Raw genomic sequence first — 23,686 nt, forward strand, 5'->3', positions numbered from 1 at the left:
TCGCTATGAGTGCGATTTTACCTGCGGTTGAATCGCTACGTTGTGCTTTTTTACCAACGCCAGAATAAGCGATACAGCGGCCGGTGTCATGCCATCGACACGGGATGCCTGTGCGATATTCAGAGGTTTTGCAGCAATAAGTTTCTGCTTCAACTCATTCGACAGGCCGGAAAGCAAGCTGTAGTCAAAATCAGCCGGTATCTTACGATCCTCGTCACGACGAATTTCGATAATATCAGCGCTCTGACGCTGCATATATACAGCATAGCCAGCTTCAATCTCCAGCACTTCGCCAACCTTATTGTTGATCACGCTCAACTCGCTCCAATGTCCACGGAGCGGATCGAGCGAAATATCAGGATAGGACAGCAACTCATAGGCAGAACGGCGCTGCCCATCCTGATTCAACTTCAAGCCAATTTTTGCCCCTTCGTTGGGGCTGATCCGAATTGACTGCAGCAGAGCACGACCGTCTTCGATCGCATCCGTGAATTCAGAAAAGCGCCCAGCGCGGGCCGAACCAATAATTCCCGCTTTCAAACCAATAGGGGTCAGACGCAAATCGGCATTATCAACTCGTAGAGAAAGACGATATTCGGCACGTGATGTAAACATGCGGTACGGTTCACTGACGCCCTTCGACGTCAGATCGTCAATCATCACACCGATATAGGATTCAGTGCGGCTGAAATGCAGGGCGTCAGCACCGGAAGCATAAAGCGATGCATTAAGACCGGCGACCAGGCCTTGAGCGCCCGCTTCTTCGTAACCAGTCGTGCCATTGATTTGTCCTGCAAGAAACAGACCTTGCACCTTCTTGACCTGCAAAGAAGGGTAGAGCTCGCGAGGATCGACGTAATCATATTCAATTGCATAACCTGGTTGGAAAATTTCAACTTTTTCCAACCCGGGAATACTATGAATGAAAGCTTCCTGAACGGACGCCGGTAACGACGTCGAAATACCGTTCGGGTAAATCGTGTCGTCATCCAGTCCCTCGGGCTCCAGGAATATCTGGTGGCCGTCACGGTCTCCAAAACGAACGATCTTGTCTTCGATGGAAGGGCAGTAACGTGGCCCAACACCTTCAATCTGTCCGGAATACATCGCGGAGAGATGGATATTGTCGCGGATGATCTTGTGACTGTATTCGGTGGTACGGGTCACACCACAATCAATTTGCGGATTAACAATCACGTCCGTCATGAAAGAGAAGGGGACCGGGTCTTCGTCTGCGGACTGGCGCTCCACCGAATCCCAATCAATTGTTTTGCCATTCAAACGGGCTGGTGTGCCAGTTTTCAAACGACCCAGTTTCAACCCCAACCGCGCCAGTGTATCGGACAGTCCAACAGATGGCTTTTCACCAACACGCCCTGCGGGAATCTTTTCGGAACCGATATGAATGAGGCCTCGGAGAAAGGTGCCGCTGGTCAGAACAACTGATGCGCAAGGAAACACACGCCCATCCGCCATGACAACTTTTTTGACGATTTTATCTTCAATTTCAATATCATAGGCATCACCTTCGATAACTGTAAGATTATCGATTGAGGCAATTTCTTTAGCCATAGCGAGACGATAAAGCTTGCGGTCGGCCTGAGTACGAGGCCCGCGGACAGCCGGCCCTTTTTTTCGATTGAGCATACGGAACTGAATTCCGCCCGCATCGGCAACACGGCCCATCAAACCATCGAGAGCGTCAATCTCGCGAACAAGGTGACCTTTTCCCAAACCACCAATCGCAGGATTACAGGACATGACGCCAATGGTGTCAGCTTTGTGGGTAATCAAAGCTGTCTTGGCACCATGACGTGCCGCTGCCGCCGCAGCTTCGCAGCCCGCATGTCCACCGCCGATAACAATTACATCGTAGTGCATCTTTATGCCCTTGTATTACTCTGCGGAAACGGAGAGGGCACTCATTAGCCCGAATGTTTCACGTGAATCATTTGCCAATGCAGAATTCGGAGAAAATCACACCCAATAAATCTTCGACATCTACTCGTCCGGTTATTCTACCAAGAGAACTTGCAGCGAGACGAAGATATTCCGATCGTATGGCCAAATCCTGACCTTCGGATTGCAGCGCATCACTAACATAATTTCGTGTCTCTTCAAGACGTTTCTGATGTCTCTGTCGCGCGGGCGCCAACATCGATGCAGAACCAAGGCGGTTCTCTATATAGTCTCGAATAAATGATTTGAGTTTTTCCAAACCCTGTCCGCTTTCGACGGACAGTTCCAGTGCAAATTCAGTTGGCAAAGGTGAGGGACCGCGCTTGTCGCTTTTGCTGCGCACGAGGACGTGGTTACCATTATTGATAGTAGGGCTAGTTTGTTTCGGAATCGAATCGGTATCAACAAGATGCAAAACCAAGTCGGCCGTTTCGGCTTTTGCAACCGCTCTTTTAACGCCTTCCTGCTCGACGGCATCAGTCGTCTCTCTTATACCGGCGGTATCGGAGACGGTGACGAGATAACCACCAAGGTTGAGATCGACGTTCAAGACATCCCTCGTCGTGCCAGCAATATCGGTAACGATCGCCACGTCACGACCGCTGAGAGCGTTCAGCAGGCTGGACTTGCCGACGTTAGGTTCGCCAACCAGCGCAATCTTGAGGCCGTCTCGGATGATTTCTGCTGACGATGCGGCGGCAAGATGATTGTTAATTTCATCCAGCAGCGCCTTCATCTGTATCCAAACCTGATTGGCGACAGAGTCAGGTACATCTTCTTCATCGGCAAAATCGAGTTCGGCCTCGATAAACGCACGCGCTCGCGTCAACCTGTCGGCCCAGCCATCGTAAAGAGCAGAGAGTTTGCCAGAACTTTGCTCAACGGCAAGACGACGCTGCATCTCCGTTTCCGCATGTAATAGATCTGCGAGACCTTCAACCTCGACAAGATCCATCTTCCCATTCTCAAAAGCACGTTGGGAGAATTCGCCAGCTTCCGCCGGCCTTCCCCCTTCATGCCCTGCCAATTCCTCAAATATAGCATTTACCACAGCCCGGCTGCCGTGGACTTGCAATTCCACGCAATCTTCACCGGTAAAGGAGTGTGGAGCTGGAAATGGAAGCACCAGCGCCTGGTCAATCACTAGACCATTACGGTTACGAATCGTTCTTAAGCTTGCTTTTCTGGAATCCGGCAAAGGACCTTTGATCAGACCTTGCAACATAGGAAATGCCTGTGGTCCGCTGAGTCTGATGACCGCGACACCAGCAGGCAGCGCGCCGCTGGACAATGCGTAAATCGTGTCTGAGGTTTTTGTCATCGCTGTCACTTGGTCCTGTTTAGGCCCGAACATACAATTATTATCTTCAATAAAAAATGGCCGTGCTGGCATTACACCACACGGCCACTTTATTACTGAATCCGGCTAACCGTCAGGTGTTCATCGAATCGAAGAAATCACCGTTGTTCTTGGTTTGCTTCAATTTGTCGATAAGGAATTCGATGGCGTCCATCGTTCCCATCGGAGCAAGGATACGGCGTAGAACAAAGATCTTCTGAAGATCTTGGCGTGGCACAAGCAGGTCTTCCTTACGTGTGCCGGACTTGAGAATATCCAGAGCAGGGAAGATACGCTTGTCAGCAACCTTGCGGTCAAGCACGATTTCCGAGTTACCGGTACCCTTGAATTCTTCAAAGATAACTTCGTCCATGCGGCTGCCTGTATCGATCAGCGCCGTTGCGATGATTGTCAATGAGCCGCCTTCTTCGATGTTACGGGCAGCACCGAAGAAACGCTTAGGACGCTGCAGGGCGTTAGCATCGACACCACCGGTCAGAACCTTACCAGAAGAAGGAACAACGGTGTTGTAAGCACGGCCGAGGCGGGTGATCGAATCGAGCAGGATAACAACGTCGCGACCATGCTCGACAAGGCGCTTCGCCTTCTCAATGACCATTTCAGCGACCTGAACGTGGCGAACTGCTGGCTCGTCGAAGGTAGAGGAAACAACTTCACCCTTCACAGAACGCTGCATGTCCGTCACTTCTTCAGGACGCTCATCGATCAGTAGAACGATGAGATAGCATTCCGGATGGTTGGCAGTGATCGAATGTGCGATATTCTGCAGCAGAACCGTTTTACCGGTACGTGGCGGTGCAACGATCAGACCACGCTGGCCTTTGCCGAGTGGGGCAACCAGATCGATAACACGAGACGACAAATCCTTCGAGGTTGGAACATCAAGTTCCATCTTGAAACGCTCATTCGGATAGAGCGGTGTCAGGTTATCGAAGTGAACCTTGTGGCGAATCTTTTCAGGATCGTCGAAGTTGATCGAGTTGACCTTCAGAAGCGCAAAATACCGTTCGCCTTCCTTCGGCCCACGGATTGGTCCTTCGACCGTATCGCCAGTCTTCAGCGAGAAGCGGCGGATCTGCGAGGGAGATATGTAGATATCATCAGGACCAGGCAGATAGTTGGCATTGGCGGAACGCAGAAAGCCGAAGCCGTCCTGCAGAACTTCCACCACACCTTCACCGATAATCTCGATATCCTGGCTGGCAAGAACCTTGAGGATAGCAAACATCAACTCCTGCTTACGCATGGTGCTGGCGTTTTCGACCTCGAGCGATTCCGCAAATGTCAGCAAATCGGTTGGAGATTTGCTTTTTAGTTCTTGAAGCTTCATTTCAGCCATGAAGAGAAGACCGTTTCAGATATTAAGAAATGATAGGGGAGGGGCGTGCTGAAAAATTCGGTACTGGGTGAATGACCCGCATACGACTGAACAAGACACATGCCGCGAAGATGAGTAGCGGGAAAATAGCGACTGAATTGGCAGCCTGCAAGAGAAAAGCAACAATTCCGCGAAATTTATAAAAATATGAACCGATCAAAACGGTTTCACAACCACAAGTATGACGATGATGATCATCAAGACGGTTGGAACCTCGTTTAACAACCGCCAGTGTCGGGCGCTGTGTTTGTTTTCATCACGCGCAAAAACCCGAACTGCACGGCTGAAATACATATGCGCACCGGTTAGAAACACCACTGCGAGAATTTTGGCATGGAGCCATCCACCCGAAAAGCCATAAACGCTCCAGGCGAGGTAGAGCCCCAGTACCCATGAAATCATCATGGCAGGGTTCATGATCAGCTTGAGAAGACGCCGTTCCATCACCTTGAAGGTTTCGGATTGCACGGAACCGACCGGTGCATCAGTGTGGTAGATGAACAGCCGCGGCATATAAAGCAGCCCCGCCATCCACGAAATGACAGCAATGATATGCAGCGCCTTTACCCAGAGATAGGCCTGATCGGGACCTATCCAGTAGAGCAGGCCACCGAAGCAGGCAAAAACGCTGAGCGCCACAGCTACGCGCAGCCGGGTTTTCCGTCCAGCAGATTCCGAAGTCTGCAGCTCATCACTCATCGTTTAAAACCACGCACGCGGTTCACCAGCTTCGTTACATTCTCAGGATCGGCCTGTGGCGTGATACCATGGCCAAGATTGAAAATCAGTGGACCGTTGCCCAGTGCCTGCAGAATGGCATCGATGCCCTCATCCAGTGCCTTGCCACCGGCGACCATACGCATAGGGTCCAGATTGCCCTGTACGGGGCCGTCCTTCTGCAACTCCTGTGCAAAGGAAAGCGGAACAGACCAATCGAGGCCAATTGCATCTGCGCCGGTCTTTTGACGGTAATCCTTCAACAGAAGTCCCGCACCTTTGGCAAAAGCGATGATCTTGGCACCGGGGCGACGGCTACGAACGGACGCAATGATGCGCTGAACCGGCTTCACCGCAAATTTTTCAAACTCACTCTCACCAAGCACACCAGCCCAGGAGTCGAAAATCTGAACGGCATCTGCGCCGGCGTCAATCTGCGCCACGAGATAATCAGCGGATATGTCAGCGAGAGTAGCCAGCAGTTCTTCCATTGCTTGAGGATGATTATAACCGAACAGACGCGCGGGTGCCTGATCGGGTGTTCCGTGGCCGGCAATCATATAGGTCGCAACTGTCCAGGGAGCTCCACAGAAGCCAAGCAGCGTTGTTTCCTGAGGCAGTTCCGCGCGCAACCGCTTTACGGTTTCAAACACGGGACAGAGATGGGGAAGAACATCGACTTTGGAAAAGGATGCAATGTCTGAAACCTCAATTGGATCCATAGCCGGACCCTTGCCCTCGCTGAAGGTAACATTGCGCTTCAAAGCATCTGGAATAACCAGGATGTCTGAGAACAGGATTGCAGCATCCAGACCAAAGCGGCGAATAGGCTGCAAGGTCACTTCGGTGGCCAATTCCGGATTATAACAGAGGTCCAGGAAACTTCCGGCTTGCTGACGCGTTTGTCTGTATTCGGGAAGGTAACGACCAGCCTGTCTCATAAGCCAGATTGGTGGAGGAGTGAGTGTTTCTCCATCAAGCACTTTCAGCAGACGGCGTACAGCCATGAATTCACACCTTTCCAAAATATAAAAATAGAGATTCTTAGAATCTTCTTATTCTTAGAGTCAGTGAGTATCAGGAATTAAAAACACCTCAAGCCTCACCCACAAAAACATGACAGACAGCAATTGACGGGACACAGCTTCAGCCAAACAGCTTGGTACTGTGACTAATTCAAAAAATAGCGAAAAATCATTGACTTGAACGCTAAAAAATTGCTCTCAAATTGTGGATAACTGTCGCATAGATTTGGACTGCGGCATTTTTTCCCACCTATCCACAAGCTCCTCTCAACGAAGTCCGCTGAAGTGCTTTTTGTGGAAAACTCGACACTTTTCCCGTTCCCGGATCTGTCTCTCGACAGTAGGATGAAGTCATCCCCACTTATCAACAGGCAGGCAAAAACAACGTGGAGAACCAGAAAAGTTTCTTTCATCTGCATCTGATTTCTGACTCAACAGGAGAGACTCTTAGATCTGCAGGCCGTGCTGCTTCCGCGCAGTTTCATGCCGCAACACCAATTGTGCATGTCTATCCAATGGTCAGAAACCAGAAGCAGCTTGGCCAGATCCTCGATGCAATCGATAACGAACCCGGCATTCTCCTTTACACAATGGTGGACGAGAACCTTTGCGAGTTCCTGTCGCAACGTTGCCAAGCCATGGATATTCCTTGCGTGAATGTACTCGAACCGATCCTGAAAACCTTTCAGACCTATCTCGGGAAAAAATCAAAACAGCAGGTCGGTGCACAATATGCTCTGAACGCTGACTATTTCGGCCGAATTGAAGCATTGACCTTTGCCATGGATCACGATGATGGCCAGATGTCGGAGAACTATGATGAGGCTGATGTGGTTATCGTCGGCATCAGCCGTACCTCCAAAACCCCCACCAGCATCTATCTGGCCAATAGAGGTATAAAGGCTGCCAACATACCTGTTGTTCCCGGTGTTCCCTTGCCCGAAAGTCTTTATGCAGCCAGCAAACCTTTGATCGTCGGATTGATCGCCACATCAGATCGCATTTCCCAAATTCGGGAAAATCGTGAACTCGGTTCAACAAGCGGTTTTGACCCTGGTGGATACACTGACAGGGCGACAATTATGGAAGAGCTGAAATATGCGCGTTCGCTGTGTGCCCATAACAACTGGCCGGTGATAGATGTGACGCGCAGATCGATTGAAGAAACGGCCGCCGCGATCATTGCCCTGCGTCCACAGCTACGCTAAGCCGCGACACGCTGTTTAACCGCCGCTGATATAAAGTTTGGAGAGAGATATGAAACCGGCCTTGATTCTGGCGTCTTCCAGTTCATCCCGCCAGGCTTTGATGAGAAACGCCGGCTTGGAGTTTACTGCGCAAGCCGCTGATATCAACGAACGTCTGATTGAAGAGCCGCTGCAGGAGGCCGGTAGCACGCCGGATGAAACAGCGCTTGAACTTGCCAAGGCAAAAGCACTGGCCGTCTCCGCCCTTCATCATCAGGCCATTATTATTGGCTGCGACCAGACAATGTCGCTGGGTTCCAGAATCTACCACAAACCGAAAGATATGGCTGAGGCACATCAGCATCTGATGTCGCTCTCGGGGCAGACACATCGTTTGAACTCGGCCGCGGTCATGGTGCGTGACGGCGAGGTGCTCTGGCAGACGATAACCCATGCCAATATGACTGTTCGGGAATTGAGTGAAGCTTTCGTCGACGGACACCTGCGGAAGGTCGGCGAAAAAGCCTTGACCAGCGTCGGAGCCTATCAACTTGAAGGAGAGGGAATCCAGCTATTCACTTCAATTGAAGGCGATTATTTCACCGTGCTTGGCTTGCCGCTACTGCCGCTTTTGGAAGCGTTAAGAAAATTTGGGGTGATAAATGCGTGATTCACGTGAAACATTAACCATGAAGGCTTTTGTTGCCGGCTACCCAATCAAGCACTCTCGCTCGCCATTGATCCATGGATACTGGCTGAAACAATTCGGCATCGAAGGATCATATAATACCGTCGAAGTTCATCCGGATGCATTCAATAACTTTCTTGCACAGATCAAGTCTGGCGAGGAAGGCGGCTTTGTCGGCGGCAATGTCACAATCCCGCATAAGGAAAGTGCATTTCAATATGCTGACAAGCCGGACGAATTGGCACAAGAGTTGGGCGCCGCCAATACGATCTGGCTGGAAGACGGAAAACTATGTGCCACCAATACTGACGGTCACGGTTTTATTGCCAATCTCGATGAACGTCATCCCGGCTGGGACAAGGCAGGCAAGGCTGTTGTTCTGGGAGCAGGTGGTGCAAGCCGCGCGATCATTCAGGCATTGCGCAATCGCGGCCTGAGCGAAATCCATGTTCTCAACAGAACGGTAGAACGCGCTCAGGAACTTTCAGATCGCTTTGGTGAGAAAGTGCATGCGCACTCCATGAGTGCTTTACAGGAAACCATGTCGGGTGCAGGGCTTTTTGTGAACACCACCTCGCTTGGAATGGATGGAAGTGAAATACCGGATTTCGACTTCTCGCCATTGGCAACCGACGCAGTGGTAACTGACATCGTTTATGTGCCGCTCAAAACACCGATCCTGAAAATTGCCGAGCGACAGGGTTTTGCGATTGTTGACGGTCTTGGCATGTTGCTGCATCAGGCAGCACCAGGTTTTGAAAAATGGTTTGGGGCTCGTCCCAAGGTCGATGAAACATTGCGGTCCCTGATCATCGCCGACATGGAGAAACATGCATGATTGTGATCGGGCTGACCGGGTCGATAGGCATGGGCAAGTCGACGACAGCCGCCATGTTTGACGATGCTGGAATCCCGGTCAATGACTCTGATCGGAATGTGCATAGTCTCTATTCGGGCAAAGCAGTTTCTACCATTGAAGAGGCCTTTCCTGGCGTCACGTCCAATGGAACAGTCGACCGCCAAAAACTGTCGCAGGAACTCAAGAAGAATCCGGCTAATTTTAAAATGCTGGAAGGCATTGTTCATCCGCTTGTGCGCGAAATGGAAAAGGACTTTCTGGCAAACCAGAAAGCCTTGGGGCAAGACATCGTCATTCTCGATATACCTTTGCTGTTTGAAACGGGAGCTGACAAAAGGGTCGACAAGATAGTTGTCGTCACTTGTGATCCTGAAATTCAGAAAGAACGGGTTTTGAAACGCCCTGACATGACGGCAGAAAAATTTGCAATGATCCTGTCACGGCAGACACCGGATGCGGTAAAACGGGCGAGGGCGGATTTTGTAATTGATACCGGAAACGGTATGGATGCGGCCAGACAACAGGTTGATGAGATCATTCACAATCTGCGTGGGCAGATGAATAGGGATAATGCTGATGCGTGAGATTATTTTCGATACGGAAACGACCGGACTTGAATCAAAGAACGATCGTATAATCGAAATTGGTGGCATTGAGCTTATCAATCACTTTCCTACGGGCCGTACAATCCATCTCTATATCAATCCGCAGGGACGCAAAGTTCACCCAGACGCTTTGGCGGTGCATGGCATTACCGACGAATCTTTGATCGATAAGCCAAAATTTCCTGAAGTCGTTGACCAGATCCGGGAGTTCTTTGAAGGCGCAAAGTGGGTCGCTCACAACGCGACCTTCGATATGGGTTTCATCAATGCGGAATTTGCGCGTCTGGGTATAGAGCCCGTGGCACCTGATATGGTGCTGGATACCCTGGCGATGGCTCGCCGCAAACATCCGATGGGGCCAAACTCTCTCGACGCTCTTTGCCGTCGTTATGGCATCGACAACTCCCGCCGCGAAAAACACGGCGCGCTTCTCGACTCCGAACTTTTGGCTGAAGTCTATATCGAGATGATTGGCGGACGCCAGACAGCGCTTGGTTTCGGATCGGCGCAGAAGGTGGCAGAACAGATAGATGTCGGCGATGACAGCGATGTTGACGCACCATTGTCGCGACCACACGCATTGCCATCACGATTGTCCCAACTTGAAGCTGAATCGCATGCGAAGCTGGTTGCCTCAATGGGCGAAAAAGCGATTTGGGGACGTTACAACTAAATCAGCTGTCGGTGGTCTCCGAGACGAGACCGCAGATAAAAGAGAAAGATTTTTCTTTGAACCAACAAAAAGCCCGCTGCGGGGTATTCGCTGCGGGCTTTTTAGTTTCATACAAGCGAACCAACTATCAGTTGGTAACCTGAACCTTGGAGCGGGCCTGCTCTTCAGCAACGCGCTGTGCAAACATCTGCGCAAAGTCGATCGGGTCGATCATCAGTGGCGGGAAGCCACCATTGCGCGTCACGTCAGCAATGATCTGGCGTGCAAACGGGAACAGAAGGCGTGGGCACTCGATGAAGAGAACCGGCAGCATATGTTCCTGTGGGAAACCAGTGATGCGGAAAACACCGCCGTAAACCAGTTCCGCTGCAAACAGAACCTTGTCGCCATCCTTGGCTTCAGCGTTCAGCGTCAGAACAACGTCGAAGTCAGAACCGGTGATCGGGTTCGCATTGACGTTGACATTGATGTTGATCGAGGGAGCACCCTCACGCGCCTGCAAGGAACGGGGAGCGCCGGGATTTTCGAACGACAGATCCTTGATGTACTGGGTCAGAATATTCAGGGAGGGGCTGGCTCCGCCCTGCGCGCCATTTTCGGTGGTCATGCTTTTTCCTCGCGGATTGAATGTGTTTGGCCATCTATCATTTCAAAACAGGGCTTACAAGCCTTCAGCCACGGGGACCGTTGTTTCCGGGTCCGTCAAGATGGTCGATATCAGGTCCTTTTCGCCAAGGACTTTTTTCATTCGGGTCTTGCCGGTGAAAGTCAGTGTCATCGAGATCAACGACATCAGGGCGCGAAGACTGGCTTCGGGCACCACCACTCCACTGGCGACTTTGGCTGAAATTGCTGGCCACAACAATATTGGCTGCGAATTTCGACCAGATCGCTTTGCGTACAAAAGGCAGTAACAGCAGTAGACCGATCACATCGGTAATGAAGCCGGGTAGGAACAGGAGGACACCGGCGAGGCCAAGCATAACGCCTTGGACGATCTCTTCGGCAGGCGCCACGCCACTTTGACGGCTGGCCGAAAGTTTGCGGAACATGCCAAGTCCTATCGCTCGCAAAATTATCAGACCTGCGAAAGCGCTGAGAATGACAAGTGCCAGCGTTGCCCAAACACCTATTGCCTTGCCCACAACAATGAAGCCCGCAATTTCCAAGATCGGCATTAGTATGACGAAGAAGGATAGGAGTGGAAAACGCATTATTCTCGCCTTGCGTGTGAGTTATCTCGTTGCCAACGGTATGACGCCCATACCGCCGATTGCATCTGTCTATTTGAATGAGTGACAGTTCAGACTATATGATGTTTCATGATGTGGATTTAAATGGTGGTTTTGGCTAAACATGGGTTCAAGCGATTTCATAACATTATTCTTTCTTGTTGCGGCTGTACTGATTTTTCTTCAGTTGCGCAGCGTCCTTGGTCGCCGCACAGGAAATGAAAAACCGCCCTTTGATCCCTATAGCGCAAAGGACGCTGCGAGGGGTCCCGGTGGTGATGACGGCAAGGTTGTTACCCTGCCCAAACGCGATGGAAGGGATGAGGATGAGCGTTTTGCTGAAATCGATTCTTTTGCAAAACCAGGCACAGAACTGAACGAATCACTTCGTGAACTCCTCAAGAGTGATCCGTCTTTCCGGCCCAAGGAATTCCTCAACGGTGCCCGTATGGCCTACGAAATGATCGTCATGGCCTTTGCTGATGGCGATCGCAAGACCCTCAAAAACCTGTTGTCACGAGAAGTTTATGATGGCTTCAATTCAGCCATTACGGAACGTGAGGCACAGGGCGAAGTCGTGAAGTCCACTTTTGTCGGTATCGAAAAGGCGGATATTCTTCAGGCCAGCATTCGTGATGAAGAAGAACAGATCACAGTGCGCATAGCCAGCCAGCTGATTTCGGCCACCTATAGCAAGGATGGGGAACTGGTAGACGGTGATGCCGAGGGTGTTTCCGAGGTCAATGATATCTGGACCTTTGCCCGCGATGTGCGGTCAAAAGATCCAAACTGGAAACTGGTTGCTACAGAATCCGAACAATGAGTGCCGAAGGCCAGAATTTCTCGTTACGAGAACTGAAATTTTTGGATCTACCGGGCTGGCGTGGGGATGACCCACGCCCGTTATTGGATGCTATGCAAGCCTGTCTTCGGCATCTGCGCTCCATAAAACCCTATCGTACCGGTTCCCTTGGACTGTCGAGTGATGATTTGCTGCCGCTTCTTGAAGCGGCAGAAACATTTCAGCCATCCAGTGCAGCGGATGCCCGAGAGTTTTTTGAACAACACTGTTCGCCCTTTGCCATTCTTCCTCAGGAAACAGCGCAAGGTTTCGTAACCGGCTTTTATGAACCGGAAGTCGAAGTATCTGCCGTCCCTGACGATGTCTGGAAATATCCCTTCTACAATCGCCCCACTGATTTGATTGATCTGGACGCGCAAAATCGCCCAGTTCATATCGATGCATCCTATGCATTTGGACTATCTGGCGACAACGGTGTCGATTTCTATCCGGACCGCAAAGTGATTGATCAGGGTTATCTCCAGGGTAGGAATCTGGAAATTGCCTGGGCGAAATCGAAGGTTGATGTGTTCTTTGCACATGTTCAGGGTGCCGCAAGGCTGAAATTTCCCGATGGAAGCGTGACCCGCATCACCTATGCGGCAAAAGCTGGTCATCCGTTTTCAGGCATCGGTCGGTTGTTGATCGATCGTGGCTGCATCGATCCGGCCACTGTCTCCATGCAGTCCATTCGTAGATGGCTCGGCGAAAATCCTGCCTTGGTGGACGAAGTGCTGTGGCACAATCCTTCTTATATCTTTTTCAAGGTCGCGGATGTTTCGGATGAAACTCTGGGGCCGGTGGCGGCTGGAAAGGTTCCACTGATCGCCGGCCGCTCGCTGGCTGTCGATCGCTCCATTCACACATTTGGCTACCCATTTTTTATTCACGCTGCGGAGCTGACACATCTCGACGAGGGAAAACCTTTTGCCAAATTGATGCTGGCGCTTGATACCGGTTCGGCGATTATCGGTCCGGCACGCGGTGATATTTTCACGGGCTCCGGTTATCTGGCTGGAGAGCAGGCAGGCACGATCCGCAACAACGCTGATTTTTACATTCTGCTACCCAACCATGCCGCCCAAAGGTACCGGCCATGAAGGGTGGTCGAAAGCTGAATCGGGACGAACGCATTTTGTGGGGCAAGGTCGCCAGAACGACACGGCCTGTGTCCGGTCGTCTTGAAGACCTGGAGTTTGAAGATGTAACGGAAGCAGCGCCCGTTGCCGCAGAACCGGAGAAGCCCAAAGCGCAATTCCCGAAAATGATTGTTGAGGAAGTGCCGCTTGATCCCGGTATTAAGGCTAAGGCTGGTCGCATCCACCATCCGCTTGAGAAACCGGTCAAACGAAAACTGACCCGCGGCCATCTGCCACTTGAAGGCCGTATTGATTTGCACGGCATGGTCCAGAGCGAAGCGCATTCCATTCTGCTGGATTTTTTGATCCGCGCCCATGAACGGGGTATGCGGCATGTATTGGTCATCACCGGCAAAGGCAGGTCGCTCGGCAGCGATGGTGCCCTGAAACGAGCAGTGCCAATGTGGTTTTCCAAACCGGAGTTCCGTTACCTGATATCGTCTTATGAAGATGCTTCGCGTAATCACGGTGGTGATGGCGCGCTTTATGTCAGGCTGTCGCGGGCGAGGGGAGATCGATCATGACACCCTTTGCAGAAGCTGTGCGTCTGTTGAGAGAACGTAAGGGCGTGACGCAAAAGCAAATGGCCTATGCCATCGGTGTGTCGCCCGCCTACCTCTCAGCGCTGGAGCATGGAAAGCGTGGCAAACCCAGCTTCGATTTTCTCCAGCGGGTTGCCGGTTATTTCAACATTATCTGGGACGAGGCCGAGGAGCTATTTTCTCTGGCCGGTGTATCAGATCCAAGGGTGGTTATCGACACGTCCGGTATGGCGCCGGAATACACCGCCTTTGCCAACGCGCTTGCGAAGGATATTCGCCATTTGCCATCATCCGTGCTAAATGAACTGTCAGATGTTCTGCAACGCAGCCGGACGACCGGATAAATGCCTCTATCCCCCGAATTATGGGGGTTAGAACAGTTCCCGGACTTTGGATGTTGCCCTAAAATTTCTATAGTCGCGGGTCAGGAATCTGGTGATTCGCAGAGACCCCTTCTGCCACCGACAAATTTGGAAAGACAATTCATGACCGAAACACCGTCTGGCGAAGTTGGCGCAACCCCTGAATATGGCGCCGATTCGATCAAGGTTCTCAAGGGTCTCGATGCGGTACGCAAGCGCCCTGGCATGTATATTGGCGATACGGATGATGGCTCCGGCCTGCACCACATGGTGTACGAAGTTGTCGATAACGCAATCGACGAAGCGCTGGCCGGCCACGCCGATATTGTAACTGTTACGCTCAATGCTGATGGCTCGGTCACTGTGACCGACAACGGCCGTGGTATTCCAACAGACATCCACACCGGTGAGGGTGTTTCTGCCGCTGAAGTTATCATGACCCAGCTGCACGCAGGTGGTAAGTTTGACCAGAACTCCTACAAGGTATCTGGTGGTCTGCACGGCGTGGGTGTGTCGGTGGTGAACGCGCTGTCCGTTTGGCTTAAGCTGCGTATCCGCCGCAATGGTAAGCTGCACGAAATCGCTTTCACCCACGGCGTGGCTGATGCGCCGCTGAAAGTAATTGGTGATTATGAAGGTCGTTCCGGTACGGAAGTTACCTTCCAGCCAAGCACGGAAACCTTCACTCATATCGAATTTGATTACGGCACGCTGGAACACCGTCTGCGGGAGCTCGCATTCCTTAACTCGGGTGTGCGTATTCTGTTAACTGACAAGCGTCGCCCGGAAATCAAGCAGGAAGAGATGCTTTATGAGGGCGGTCTGGAAGCCTATGTGCGCTACCTTGACCGTTCCAAGAAATCTCTGGTCGACAAGCCGATCTTTATCAAAAGTGAGAAAGACGGGATCACCGTTGAAGTGTCCATGTGGTGGAACGACAGTTACCATGAAAATGTTCTTTGCTTCACAAACAACATTCCACAGCGCGATGGCGGCACGCATATGGCCGGTTTTCGCGGTGCGCTGACACGTCAGATTACCTCCTATGCGGATACGTCAGGTATCACCAAGAAGGAAAAGGTCAGCCTGACCGGAGACGATTGCCGTGAAGGTCTGACTGCGGTTCTGTCTGTTAAGGTTCCTGATCCAAAGTTCTCGTCGCAGACCAAGGATAAGCTGGTTTCGTCGGAAGTGCGGCCAGTTGTTGAAGGTTTGGTCAACGAAGCCCTTTCGACCTGGTTGGAAGAACATCCGACAGAAGCCAAGGTTCTGGTTGGCAAGGTGGTTGAAGCTGCTGTTGCCCGTGAAGCTGCACGCAAGGCTCGCGAACTGACCCGGCGTAAGGGCGCACTGGATATCGCGTCTCTACCTGGCAAGCTTGCTGACTGCTCTGAACGTGACCCTGCCAAGTCTGAACTTTTCCTCGTCGAGGGTGACTCGGCTGGTGGTTCCGCCAAGCAGGGGCGTTCGCGTGAATCGCAGGCCATTTTGCCGCTGCGTGGTAAAATCCTCAACGTAGAGCGCGCCCGCTTCGACAAGATGTTGTCCAGCCAGGAAATCGGTACGTTGATTACCGCGCTCGGTACGTCGATCGGTAAGGACGAGTTTAATCCGGATAAACTGCGCTACCACAAGATCATCATCATGACCGATGCCGACGTGGACGGGGCACATATTCGTACACTGCTGCTGACATTCTTCTTCCGTCAGATGCCGGAACTGATTGAGCGCGGTCATCTCTATATCGCGCAGCCGCCGCTTTATAAGGTGACGCGTGGCAAGTCCGTTCAGTACCTGAAGGACGAAAAGGCGCTTGAAGATTATCTGGTGACCATGGGTCTCGAAGACGCGACATTGACATTGGGTTCAGGCGAAGTGCGCGCCGGCCAGGATTTGCGTGAGATAATTGTTGACACGTCCAAGCTGCGTTCGCTGATTGATGGTCTCCATTCGCGTTATAATCGCGGTGTTGTCGAGCAGGCGGCAATTGCTGGCCTTCTTAATGTCGAGCTTGCTGCTGACAAGAGCCGTGGCGAAGAAATCGCCGCCGAAGTGGCACGGCGCCTGGATATGATTGCTGAAGAAACCGAACGCGGCTGGAGTGGCCACGTGACGGACGAGGGCGGTTTCCGTTTCGAACGTATGGTGCGTGGCGTCAAGGAAGTGGCGTGGCTCGATATGAACCTGATCGGTTCGGCTGATGCACGTTACATTGACCAGTTGTCCGTTCGCTTGGCAGACATCTACCGTGTTCCGCCGGTCCTGACCCGCAAGGAAGGCAACATCACCCTTTCCGGCCCTCGTGAATTGCTGGATGCGATCTTTGCATCGGGCCGCAAGGGTCTGTCCATGCAGCGTTATAAAGGTCTTGGCGAAATGAATGCCGAGCAGCTTTGGGAAACCACGCTGGATCCAAACGTTCGCTCGCTGCTGCAGGTCAAGGTCAATGATGCGACCGACGCGGATGGCTTGTTCTCGCGCCTGATGGGCGATGAAGTTGAGCCGCGCCGTGACTTTATCCAGGAAAACGCCTTGAGCGTTGCCAACCTCGATATCTGATCAGGCACTGTCCCAGACGGTGAATGGTTGAGGATTCACGTGAAACTTTTAATCCCCGGGCTAAACCTCGGGGATTTATGTTTTGTGCTATGGCATCAATTAAGATGTCTTTGCGGCAAGACAGCCCGTTGGTGCCAGACTGCCGAAAGCGGAAACTGCCCTTAATCAATCTTGCCGGTAAATTTGCCTTCAAAGGCAACGTCTGCCAGTGGCAGTCTGCCGCTTGGCACTTCACGTTCTCTCAGATCATCGGGCAGGGTGTCCTTGTCGGCTATCTTGCCGATCGCAACCGCTGCCTCAACCTGATACCCGTTGGGAATATCCAAAGCCTCAAGTGCCTTGTCACGGTAAATGCCACCCATGCCATGGGCATGGTAACCGAGCAACTGCGACTGCATGGCCATTGAAAACCAAGCAGCACCAGCATCGAAGGAATGGGTCGCCGATGGCTTTTTCTCGCCTTCGCGTGAAACATTGTAGGTGCGAGATACCACAAACAGCAGCACAGACGCTTTGTCGACCCAACGTTTGTTACCGTCCATCAGCAAGTCGAAAAGTGTCTGCCATTGTTCGCTGCCATTATGGGCGTAGATAAAACGCCATGGCTGGAATTTTGAAGCAGATGGTGCCCAGTGGGCGGCATCCAGAATGGTCAGAAGATCATCCGCCGGCATTGCCTCACCGGTGAAGGCTCGCGGTGACCAGCGCTCGAGAAACAATGGATCAACGGGATATTCGGATTGGCGGGAATTGGCTTTGGTCATCTTTGCGCCTTTCATTGGTAAAAAGATGTCAGCATTCCGCATGCTATTTTTCAGGTCCATATGCGGTCAAGGGGTGACAAGGATAAATAGATCGTTCATATATGATCTATCTTGTCTGACAACCGGGAGGATCCCTATGAAATTGATGCGCGTTGGCCCAGCGGGTCAGGAAAAACCAGCCATTCTTGACAACGACGGTAAGGTCCGTGATCTTTCCGCTCATGTAAAGGATATTGGCGGCGAGGCGATTTCGCCTGAAGGCCTCAAAAAGATTGCTGCACTGGACCTGTCCAGCCTCCCAGTGCTCGATGATAGCCGTATTGGCGCCTGCGTTGCCGGCACCGGCAAATTCATCTGCATCGGCCTGAACTTCTCTGACCACGCTGCTGAAACCGGCGCAGCCGTTCCTTCCGAACCAGTTATCTTTATGAAGGCAACATCTGCTATCGTTGGTCCTAACGACAATGTCGTTATTCCACGCGGCTCTGAAAAGACCGACTGGGAAGTTGAGCTGGGTGTGGTTATCGGCAAGACAGCGAAATACGTTTCCGAAGCCGACGCACTGGACTATGTTGCAGGTTACTGCGTAAGCCATGACGTATCCGAGCGTGCGTTCCAGACCGAGCGTCAGGGACAGTGGACGAAGGGCAAGTCCTGCGACACCTTCGGCCCGATCGGCCCGTGGCTGGTGACGAAGGAAGAGATCATTGATCCACAGAACCTTGGAATGTGGTTGAAGGTCAACGGCGAAACTGTACAGAACGGCTCCAGCAAGACCATGGTTTATGGCGTTGCCAATGTTGTTTCCTACCTCAGCCAGTTCATGTCTCTGCACCCGGGCGATGTTATCTCCACCGGCACACCTCCAGGCGTTGGCCTCGGCATGAAGCCACCACGCTTCCTCAAGGCAGGTGACGTTGTTGAGCTCGGCATCGAAGGCCTTGGCACGCAGAAGCAGACTTTCGTCGCTGACGTCTAAGATCTGAATTGACGGTGCGTTCTGCGATGTTTTTATCGCAAGACATGCTGGAAGTTACACAAAAGCCCTAAGGTATCTTCGGGCTTTTGTTTGTTTCATAGTCCGCGACATACCCGCAGGATTGACAGGATGCAGTTTTCCTTGGCGTGAATGGCCTCGAATCGGTTATGAAACAGCATGTTTTCCCTACTGAGAAAATCTCGAACACCAGCAAAACCCAAAGCCCCGCTTCAGCGTGTGCATGAAGTGGCTGGCAGAAGCTTGCCGTTGGTTATCAAGGAAAACCTGCGCGCCACCCGTATTACCCTGCGTATCGAACCAGGCGGAAAGGGTCTGAAACTCACCATTCCCTATGGTCTACACCATCGCGAGGTCGATGATTTTCTTGATCGGCATCACGGCTGGTTGAAAAACAGGCTCGAAAAACTTGGCCCGGAGCAACATCTGCGCCATGGCGGTACCATCAGCATTCGCGGTATTTCCCACCGTATCGAACATACCGGAACGTTGCGCGGGGTGACGCAGGTTCTGCGTACTCCGGAAGGGGAGGCGATCTTGCGGGTCAGTGGCCTGCCGGAACATACCGGTCGACGCATTTCAACGTACCTTAAAAAGGAAGCCCGTGCTGATCTAGAGCGGCTGGTGGCCATGCATGCAAAAACCGTGGGCCGGCCGGTGCGCTCCCTCACCATGAAAGATACGCGCAGCCGTTGGGGATCGTGCTCCTACGAAGGCAATCTCAGTTTTTCATGGCGTATCGTTATGGCCCCGGACAGTGTCATTGATTATCTGGCCGCTCATGAGGTGGCGCATTTGCGTGAAATGAACCACGGACCAAAATTCTGGGCACTGTGCAAAGCACTGTGCCCACATATGGAAGAATCCAAGGCCTGGCTGAAGCGGCATGGTTCACAGCTGCATGCATTGGATTTCAGCTAGACGTCATTGGCATAAAATGATGGCCACTCTGTTATGTTTTCCATCATTTGGCCCATTTTGTCGCGCGTATAACGGGTAACACTACAACTTGGATTCACGTGAAACATATTCTCTCATCGGGAGGTCGCGTTTTGGCTCGACTCTTGGATAAAATCATGTCACGTCGCGGCTATGAAACCTGATATCAAGATCTGCGGATTGAAGACCTCGGAAGCGGTGGAAAAAGCCGTTGCCCGTGGTGCAAGCCATATTGGCTTCATTTTCTTTGAAAAAAGCCCCCGCAATATTGAACCTGATATTGCTGGAAAACTGGCGGATGCGGTGCGGGGACGGGCAAAAATCGTTGCTGTCACCGTCAATGCCGACAATGATGATCTGGACGAGATCATTGCGCTTCTCAAACCGGATATTCTGCAGCTTCATGGCACGGAAACCCCTGAACGGGTTTTGAACGTCAAGGCGATCTACGGATTGCCAGTCATGAAGGCACTTTCCATCCGTGAAGCTGATGATCTTATCAGGGTCGAACCCTATATAGGAATAGCAGATCGCTTCCTGTTCGATGCCAAGCCTCCAAACGGTTCGGATCTGCCGGGTGGCAATGGTGTAAGCTTTGACTGGTCGTTGTTGGCTGGCCTTGACGCAGATATCGATTACATGCTTTCCGGTGGATTGAACAAAGATAATGTCGCAGAGGCGCTGTCACGCACCGGGGCGAGGGGAATAGATTTATCGTCGGGCGTGGAAAGTGCGCCTGGCGTAAAGGATCTCGGACTGATTGATGCGCTTTTTGATGCCATCGAGACAGCCGGAAACAAACCGCAGGGAGTTTGAAAGTGAACGAGACGCCAAAACCGAATTCGTTTCGTGCCGGTCCCGACCAGGATGGGCGCTTCGGCATTTACGGGGGGCGCTTTGTTGCCGAAACCCTGATGCCTCTGATCCTCGATCTTCAGGCGGAATGGGACAAGGCCAAGAATGATCCTGAATTCCAGGCGGAATTGAAGCATCTCGGCGCCCACTATACCGGCCGTCCAAGCCCGCTCTATTTCGCGGAACGCCTGACCGAGGAACTCGGCGGTGCCAAGATCTATTTCAAACGCGAAGAGCTGAACCACACCGGTTCGCACAAGATCAACAATTGCCTTGGCCAGATCTTGCTTGCCAAACGCATGGGCAAGACTCGTATCATCGCTGAAACCGGTGCCGGCCAGCACGGCGTGGCTTCTGCCACCGTGGCCGCACGGTTTGGTCTGCCTTGTGTTGTCTACATGGGTGCAACGGATGTCGAGCGTCAGGCTCCAAACGTGTTCCGCATGAAACTCCTCGGTGCTGAAGTTAAGCCGGTCACGGCTGGCCACGGCACGTTGAAGGACGCCATGAATGAGGCGCTGCGCGACTGGGTTACCAATGTCGACGACACCTACTATTTGATCGGTACCGCTGCCGGACCTCATCCGTATCCGGAGATGGTGCGCGATTTTCAGGCTGTGATTGGTGAAGAAGCCAAACAGCAGATGATGGAGGCCGAAGGCCGTCTGCCGGATATGGTTATTGCAGCTGTTGGCGGCGGTTCCAACGCTATCGGTATTTTCCATCCGTTCCTGGATGATGAAAGTGTGAAGATTGTCGGTGTCGAGGCTGGCGGCAAGGGTCTGTCAGGTGATGAGCACTGCGCATCCATCACGGCCGGTTCTCCAGGTGTTTTGCATGGCAACCGCACCTATCTGCTTCAGGATGAGGATGGCCAGATCAAGGAAGGTCACTCCGTGTCTGCCGGTCTAGACTATCCGGGGATCGGGCCTGAGCATTCCTGGCTGAATGATATTGGTCGCGTTGAATACGTTCCGATCATGGACCATGAAGCTCTGGAAGCATTCCAGACACTGACACGTCTTGAAGGCATCATTCCCGCACTGGAGCCAAGCCATGCTTTGGCCGAAGTTATCAAGCGCGCGCCGACAATGGGCAAGGACGAAATCATTCTCATGAATCTGTCCGGTCGCGGCGACAAGGATATCTTCACTGTGGCGAAACTTCTGGGAATGGGTGCGTAATCATGACTGCTCGTATGGAAAAACGTTTCGCGGATCTGCGTGCAGAAAATCGCCCGGCGCTCATTACATATTTCATGGGTGGCGATCCTGATTTCGAAACATCGCTTGGCATCATGAAGGCGCTGCCGGAAGCCGGTTCAGATGTGATCGAACTCGGCATGCCGTTTTCTGATCCGATGGCCGACGGCCCGGCCATTCAGTTGGCTGGCCAGCGCGCGCTAAAGAACGGCCAGTCGCTGAAAACCACGATTGATCTGGCCCGTGAATTCCGCAAGGTTGATAACGATACGCCAATTGTCCTGATGGGCTACTATAACCCCATCTACATCTATGGGGTCGAAAAGTTCATCGACGATGCATTGGCCTCCGGTATAGACGGCCTGATCATCGTTGATCTGCCGCCGGAAATGGATGACGAACTCTGCATTCCAGCATTGCAGAAAGGTCTCAATTTCATTCGTCTCGCAACACCGACCACGGATGAGAAGCGTCTGCCTGCGGTTCTCAACAACACGTCCGGTTTTGTTTACTACGTTTCGATGAACGGTATCACCGGTTCGGCGCTGCCGGATCCGTCGTTGATCTCCGGGGCCGTCGGGCGTATCAAGGCGCACACGAACCTGCCGGTTTGTGTCGGTTTCGGCGTCAAGACAGCCGAACATGCCAAGGCCATAGGCGCAGTTGCCGATGGTGTGGTGGTCGGTACTGCGATTGTCGCGCAGATTGCCGGAAGTCTGACAAAGGACGGTAAGGCGTCAGCGGACACTGTTCATGCCGTCACGACACTGGTAAAGGGACTTTCCACGGGCGTCAGAGCATCACGCCTTGCTGCTGCCGAGTAGTATTCGGTACGGACAGCAGAAAAAGTCAGGAGTTTTCAAGTGAACTGGATCACCAATTACGTTCGGCCGCGCATCAATTCCATGCTGGGCCGCCGCGATGTGCCGGAGAACCTCTGGATCAAGTGCCCGGAAACGGGCGAGATGGTTTTCCATAAGGATCTGGAAGACAACAAGTGGGTTATTCCTGCTTCCGGCTATCATATGAAGATGCCGGGCAAGGCCCGACTTGCTGATCTGTTTGATGACGGCGTTTACGAAGCACTGCAGCAGCCAAAGGTCGCGCAGGATCCGCTGAAGTTCCGCGATTCAAAGAAATACACCGATCGCCTGCGTGACAGCCGCATCAAGACCGACCAGGAAGATACCATTCTGGCCGGCGTTGGTTTGCTGAAGGGCCTAAAGATTGTGGCCGTCGTGCATGAATTCCAGTTCATGGGCGGTTCGCTGGGTATTGCGGCCGGTGAGGCCATCGTAAAGGCATTTGAGCGCGCTATTTCCGAACGGTGCCCGCTCGTGATGTTCCCGGCTTCCGGTGGCGCACGTATGCAGGAGGGCATTCTGTCTCTCATGCAGCTGCCGCGCACCACTGTTGCCGTCAACATGCTCAAAGAAGCAGGCATGCCGTATATTGTCGTGCTCACTAACCCGACCACGGGCGGTGTGACCGCGTCTTATGCAATGCTGGGCGATGTTCACATTGCCGAGCCAGGTGCCGAAATCTGCTTTGCTGGCAAGCGCGTTATCGAGCAGACAATTCGCGAAAAGCTGCCGGAAGGCTTCCAGACGGCGGAATACCTGCTGGATCACGGCATGGTCGACATGGTGGTGGATCGCCATGAGATTCCGGATACGCTGGCAAACCTTCTCAAGATCATGACGAAATCGAACATCGCGGCGCCTGAAAAAAAGCAGGTTACCGTGGTTGATGCCGTTTCCGCCTGATTGCGCTTTTTCAAGATCCATGCGCAGCCTGCATTTT

Annotated in this window: 24 protein-coding genes; 16 read left to right on the forward strand and 8 right to left on the reverse strand. The window is 52.4% G+C overall.

Annotation, left to right across the window (positions count from 1 at the left end):
* Window positions 1-3: 3 nt before the first annotated feature.
* From mnmG to hemE, 5 genes are all read right to left on the reverse strand, one after another.
* Window positions 4-1,881, reverse strand: a complete 1,878-nt coding sequence (gene mnmG, locus PYL13_RS01335; protein WP_275643437.1) for a tRNA uridine-5-carboxymethylaminomethyl(34) synthesis enzyme MnmG — start codon at window positions 1,879-1,881, stop codon at window positions 4-6.
* Window positions 1,882-1,948: 67 nt separating this feature from the next.
* The gene (mnmE, locus tag PYL13_RS01340; protein WP_275643438.1) at window positions 1,949-3,280 is read right to left on the reverse strand and encodes a tRNA uridine-5-carboxymethylaminomethyl(34) synthesis GTPase MnmE; all 1,332 of its coding nucleotides are present in this window, start codon (window positions 3,278-3,280) and stop codon (window positions 1,949-1,951) included.
* Window positions 3,281-3,392: 112 nt separating this feature from the next.
* A complete protein-coding gene (gene rho, locus PYL13_RS01345) occupies window positions 3,393-4,658 on the reverse strand; it encodes a transcription termination factor Rho (RefSeq protein ID WP_192490589.1) in 1,266 nt (421 codons plus the stop codon).
* Window positions 4,659-4,853: 195 nt separating this feature from the next.
* Window positions 4,854-5,396 (reverse strand): protoporphyrinogen oxidase HemJ, encoded by a 543-nt coding sequence (gene hemJ, locus PYL13_RS01350; RefSeq protein ID WP_275643439.1) that lies wholly within the window; start codon window positions 5,394-5,396, stop codon window positions 4,854-4,856.
* Window positions 5,393-6,421, reverse strand: coding sequence for a uroporphyrinogen decarboxylase (gene hemE / locus PYL13_RS01355; RefSeq protein WP_275643440.1), 1,029 nt, complete (start codon window positions 6,419-6,421; stop codon window positions 5,393-5,395). The genes hemJ and hemE overlap by 4 nt, the downstream gene beginning before the upstream one ends.
* Window positions 6,422-6,825: 404 nt before the next feature.
* On the opposite strand from hemE, the gene PYL13_RS01360 reads away from it, so the two are divergent.
* From PYL13_RS01360 to dnaQ, 5 genes are read left to right on the forward strand one after another with little or no spacing between them, the layout of a single operon-like run.
* Window positions 6,826-7,647 (forward strand): pyruvate, water dikinase regulatory protein, encoded by an 822-nt coding sequence (locus PYL13_RS01360; RefSeq protein WP_275643441.1) that lies wholly within the window; start codon window positions 6,826-6,828, stop codon window positions 7,645-7,647.
* A gap of 49 nt (window positions 7,648-7,696) precedes the next feature.
* On the forward strand, window positions 7,697-8,296 hold the full coding sequence (locus PYL13_RS01365) for a Maf-like protein (RefSeq protein ID WP_275643442.1): 600 nt from the start codon (window positions 7,697-7,699) through the stop codon (window positions 8,294-8,296).
* Window positions 8,289-9,152 (forward strand): shikimate dehydrogenase, encoded by an 864-nt coding sequence (locus PYL13_RS01370; RefSeq protein WP_275643443.1) that lies wholly within the window; start codon window positions 8,289-8,291, stop codon window positions 9,150-9,152. Before PYL13_RS01365 ends, PYL13_RS01370 begins: the two co-directional genes overlap by 8 nt.
* The gene (gene coaE / locus PYL13_RS01375; protein ID WP_275643444.1) at window positions 9,149-9,757 is read left to right on the forward strand and encodes a dephospho-CoA kinase; all 609 of its coding nucleotides are present in this window, start codon (window positions 9,149-9,151) and stop codon (window positions 9,755-9,757) included. The genes PYL13_RS01370 and coaE overlap by 4 nt, the downstream gene beginning before the upstream one ends.
* Entirely contained in the window at window positions 9,750-10,451 is a 702-nt protein-coding gene (gene dnaQ, locus PYL13_RS01380) for a DNA polymerase III subunit epsilon (RefSeq protein WP_275643445.1), read from the forward strand. Before coaE ends, dnaQ begins: the two co-directional genes overlap by 8 nt.
* 127 nt (window positions 10,452-10,578) lie before the next feature.
* Here dnaQ and secB read toward each other — a convergent pair whose 3' ends face one another.
* Complete coding sequence (gene secB / locus PYL13_RS01385) at window positions 10,579-11,058, reverse strand: protein-export chaperone SecB (protein WP_192490597.1); 480 nt, start codon at window positions 11,056-11,058, stop codon at window positions 10,579-10,581.
* Window positions 11,059-11,122: 64 nt separating this feature from the next.
* Complete coding sequence (locus PYL13_RS01390; protein ID WP_275643446.1) at window positions 11,123-11,665, reverse strand: FxsA family protein; 543 nt, start codon at window positions 11,663-11,665, stop codon at window positions 11,123-11,125.
* Between the two features lie 142 nt (window positions 11,666-11,807).
* Between PYL13_RS01390 and PYL13_RS01395 the strand changes: the two genes are divergently transcribed.
* The 5 genes from PYL13_RS01395 to gyrB all read left to right on the forward strand — a co-directional run bounded on the left by PYL13_RS01395 (window position 11,808) and on the right by gyrB (window position 17,126).
* The gene (locus PYL13_RS01395; protein WP_250984134.1) at window positions 11,808-12,506 is read left to right on the forward strand and encodes a Tim44/TimA family putative adaptor protein; all 699 of its coding nucleotides are present in this window, start codon (window positions 11,808-11,810) and stop codon (window positions 12,504-12,506) included.
* Window positions 12,503-13,624, forward strand: coding sequence for a murein transglycosylase A (gene mltA / locus PYL13_RS01400; RefSeq protein ID WP_275643447.1), 1,122 nt, complete (start codon window positions 12,503-12,505; stop codon window positions 13,622-13,624). Before PYL13_RS01395 ends, mltA begins: the two co-directional genes overlap by 4 nt.
* Window positions 13,621-14,187 (forward strand): Smr/MutS family protein, encoded by a 567-nt coding sequence (locus PYL13_RS01405; RefSeq protein ID WP_192490601.1) that lies wholly within the window; start codon window positions 13,621-13,623, stop codon window positions 14,185-14,187. The genes mltA and PYL13_RS01405 overlap by 4 nt, the downstream gene beginning before the upstream one ends.
* Complete coding sequence (locus tag PYL13_RS01410) at window positions 14,184-14,549, forward strand: helix-turn-helix domain-containing protein (protein WP_250984131.1); 366 nt, start codon at window positions 14,184-14,186, stop codon at window positions 14,547-14,549. Before PYL13_RS01405 ends, PYL13_RS01410 begins: the two co-directional genes overlap by 4 nt.
* Window positions 14,550-14,690: 141 nt before the next feature.
* Window positions 14,691-17,126 (forward strand): DNA topoisomerase (ATP-hydrolyzing) subunit B, encoded by a 2,436-nt coding sequence (gyrB, locus tag PYL13_RS01415; protein ID WP_192490603.1) that lies wholly within the window; start codon window positions 14,691-14,693, stop codon window positions 17,124-17,126.
* Window positions 17,127-17,287: 161 nt separating this feature from the next.
* Here gyrB and PYL13_RS01420 read toward each other — a convergent pair whose 3' ends face one another.
* Window positions 17,288-17,890: a nitroreductase family protein gene (locus tag PYL13_RS01420; protein ID WP_275643448.1), complete on the reverse strand. Its 603-nt coding sequence runs from the start codon at window positions 17,888-17,890 to the stop codon at window positions 17,288-17,290.
* 136 nt (window positions 17,891-18,026) lie between these two features.
* Here PYL13_RS01420 and PYL13_RS01425 point away from each other — a divergent pair, with 136 nt between their 5' ends.
* The 6 genes from PYL13_RS01425 to accD all read left to right on the forward strand — a co-directional run bounded on the left by PYL13_RS01425 (window position 18,027) and on the right by accD (window position 23,649).
* The gene (locus PYL13_RS01425; RefSeq protein ID WP_275643449.1) at window positions 18,027-18,869 is read left to right on the forward strand and encodes a fumarylacetoacetate hydrolase family protein; all 843 of its coding nucleotides are present in this window, start codon (window positions 18,027-18,029) and stop codon (window positions 18,867-18,869) included.
* A gap of 177 nt (window positions 18,870-19,046) precedes the next feature.
* A complete protein-coding gene (locus PYL13_RS01430; protein ID WP_275643450.1) occupies window positions 19,047-19,808 on the forward strand; it encodes a M48 family metallopeptidase in 762 nt (253 codons plus the stop codon).
* A 171-nt stretch (window positions 19,809-19,979) separates the two neighbouring features.
* A complete protein-coding gene (locus PYL13_RS01435; RefSeq protein WP_250984127.1) occupies window positions 19,980-20,642 on the forward strand; it encodes a phosphoribosylanthranilate isomerase in 663 nt (220 codons plus the stop codon).
* Window positions 20,643-20,644: 2 nt separating this feature from the next.
* Entirely contained in the window at window positions 20,645-21,865 is a 1,221-nt protein-coding gene (gene trpB / locus PYL13_RS01440) for a tryptophan synthase subunit beta (RefSeq protein ID WP_250984126.1), read from the forward strand.
* A gap of 2 nt (window positions 21,866-21,867) precedes the next feature.
* Entirely contained in the window at window positions 21,868-22,707 is an 840-nt protein-coding gene (trpA, locus tag PYL13_RS01445; protein WP_192490609.1) for a tryptophan synthase subunit alpha, read from the forward strand.
* 39 nt (window positions 22,708-22,746) lie between these two features.
* Window positions 22,747-23,649 (forward strand): acetyl-CoA carboxylase, carboxyltransferase subunit beta, encoded by a 903-nt coding sequence (gene accD / locus PYL13_RS01450; protein WP_192490610.1) that lies wholly within the window; start codon window positions 22,747-22,749, stop codon window positions 23,647-23,649.
* Window positions 23,650-23,686: the final 37 nt, after the last annotated feature.

It is taken from the genome of Agrobacterium sp. Azo12, assembly GCF_029193765.2.
Taxonomy (GTDB): domain Bacteria; phylum Pseudomonadota; class Alphaproteobacteria; order Rhizobiales; family Rhizobiaceae; genus Agrobacterium.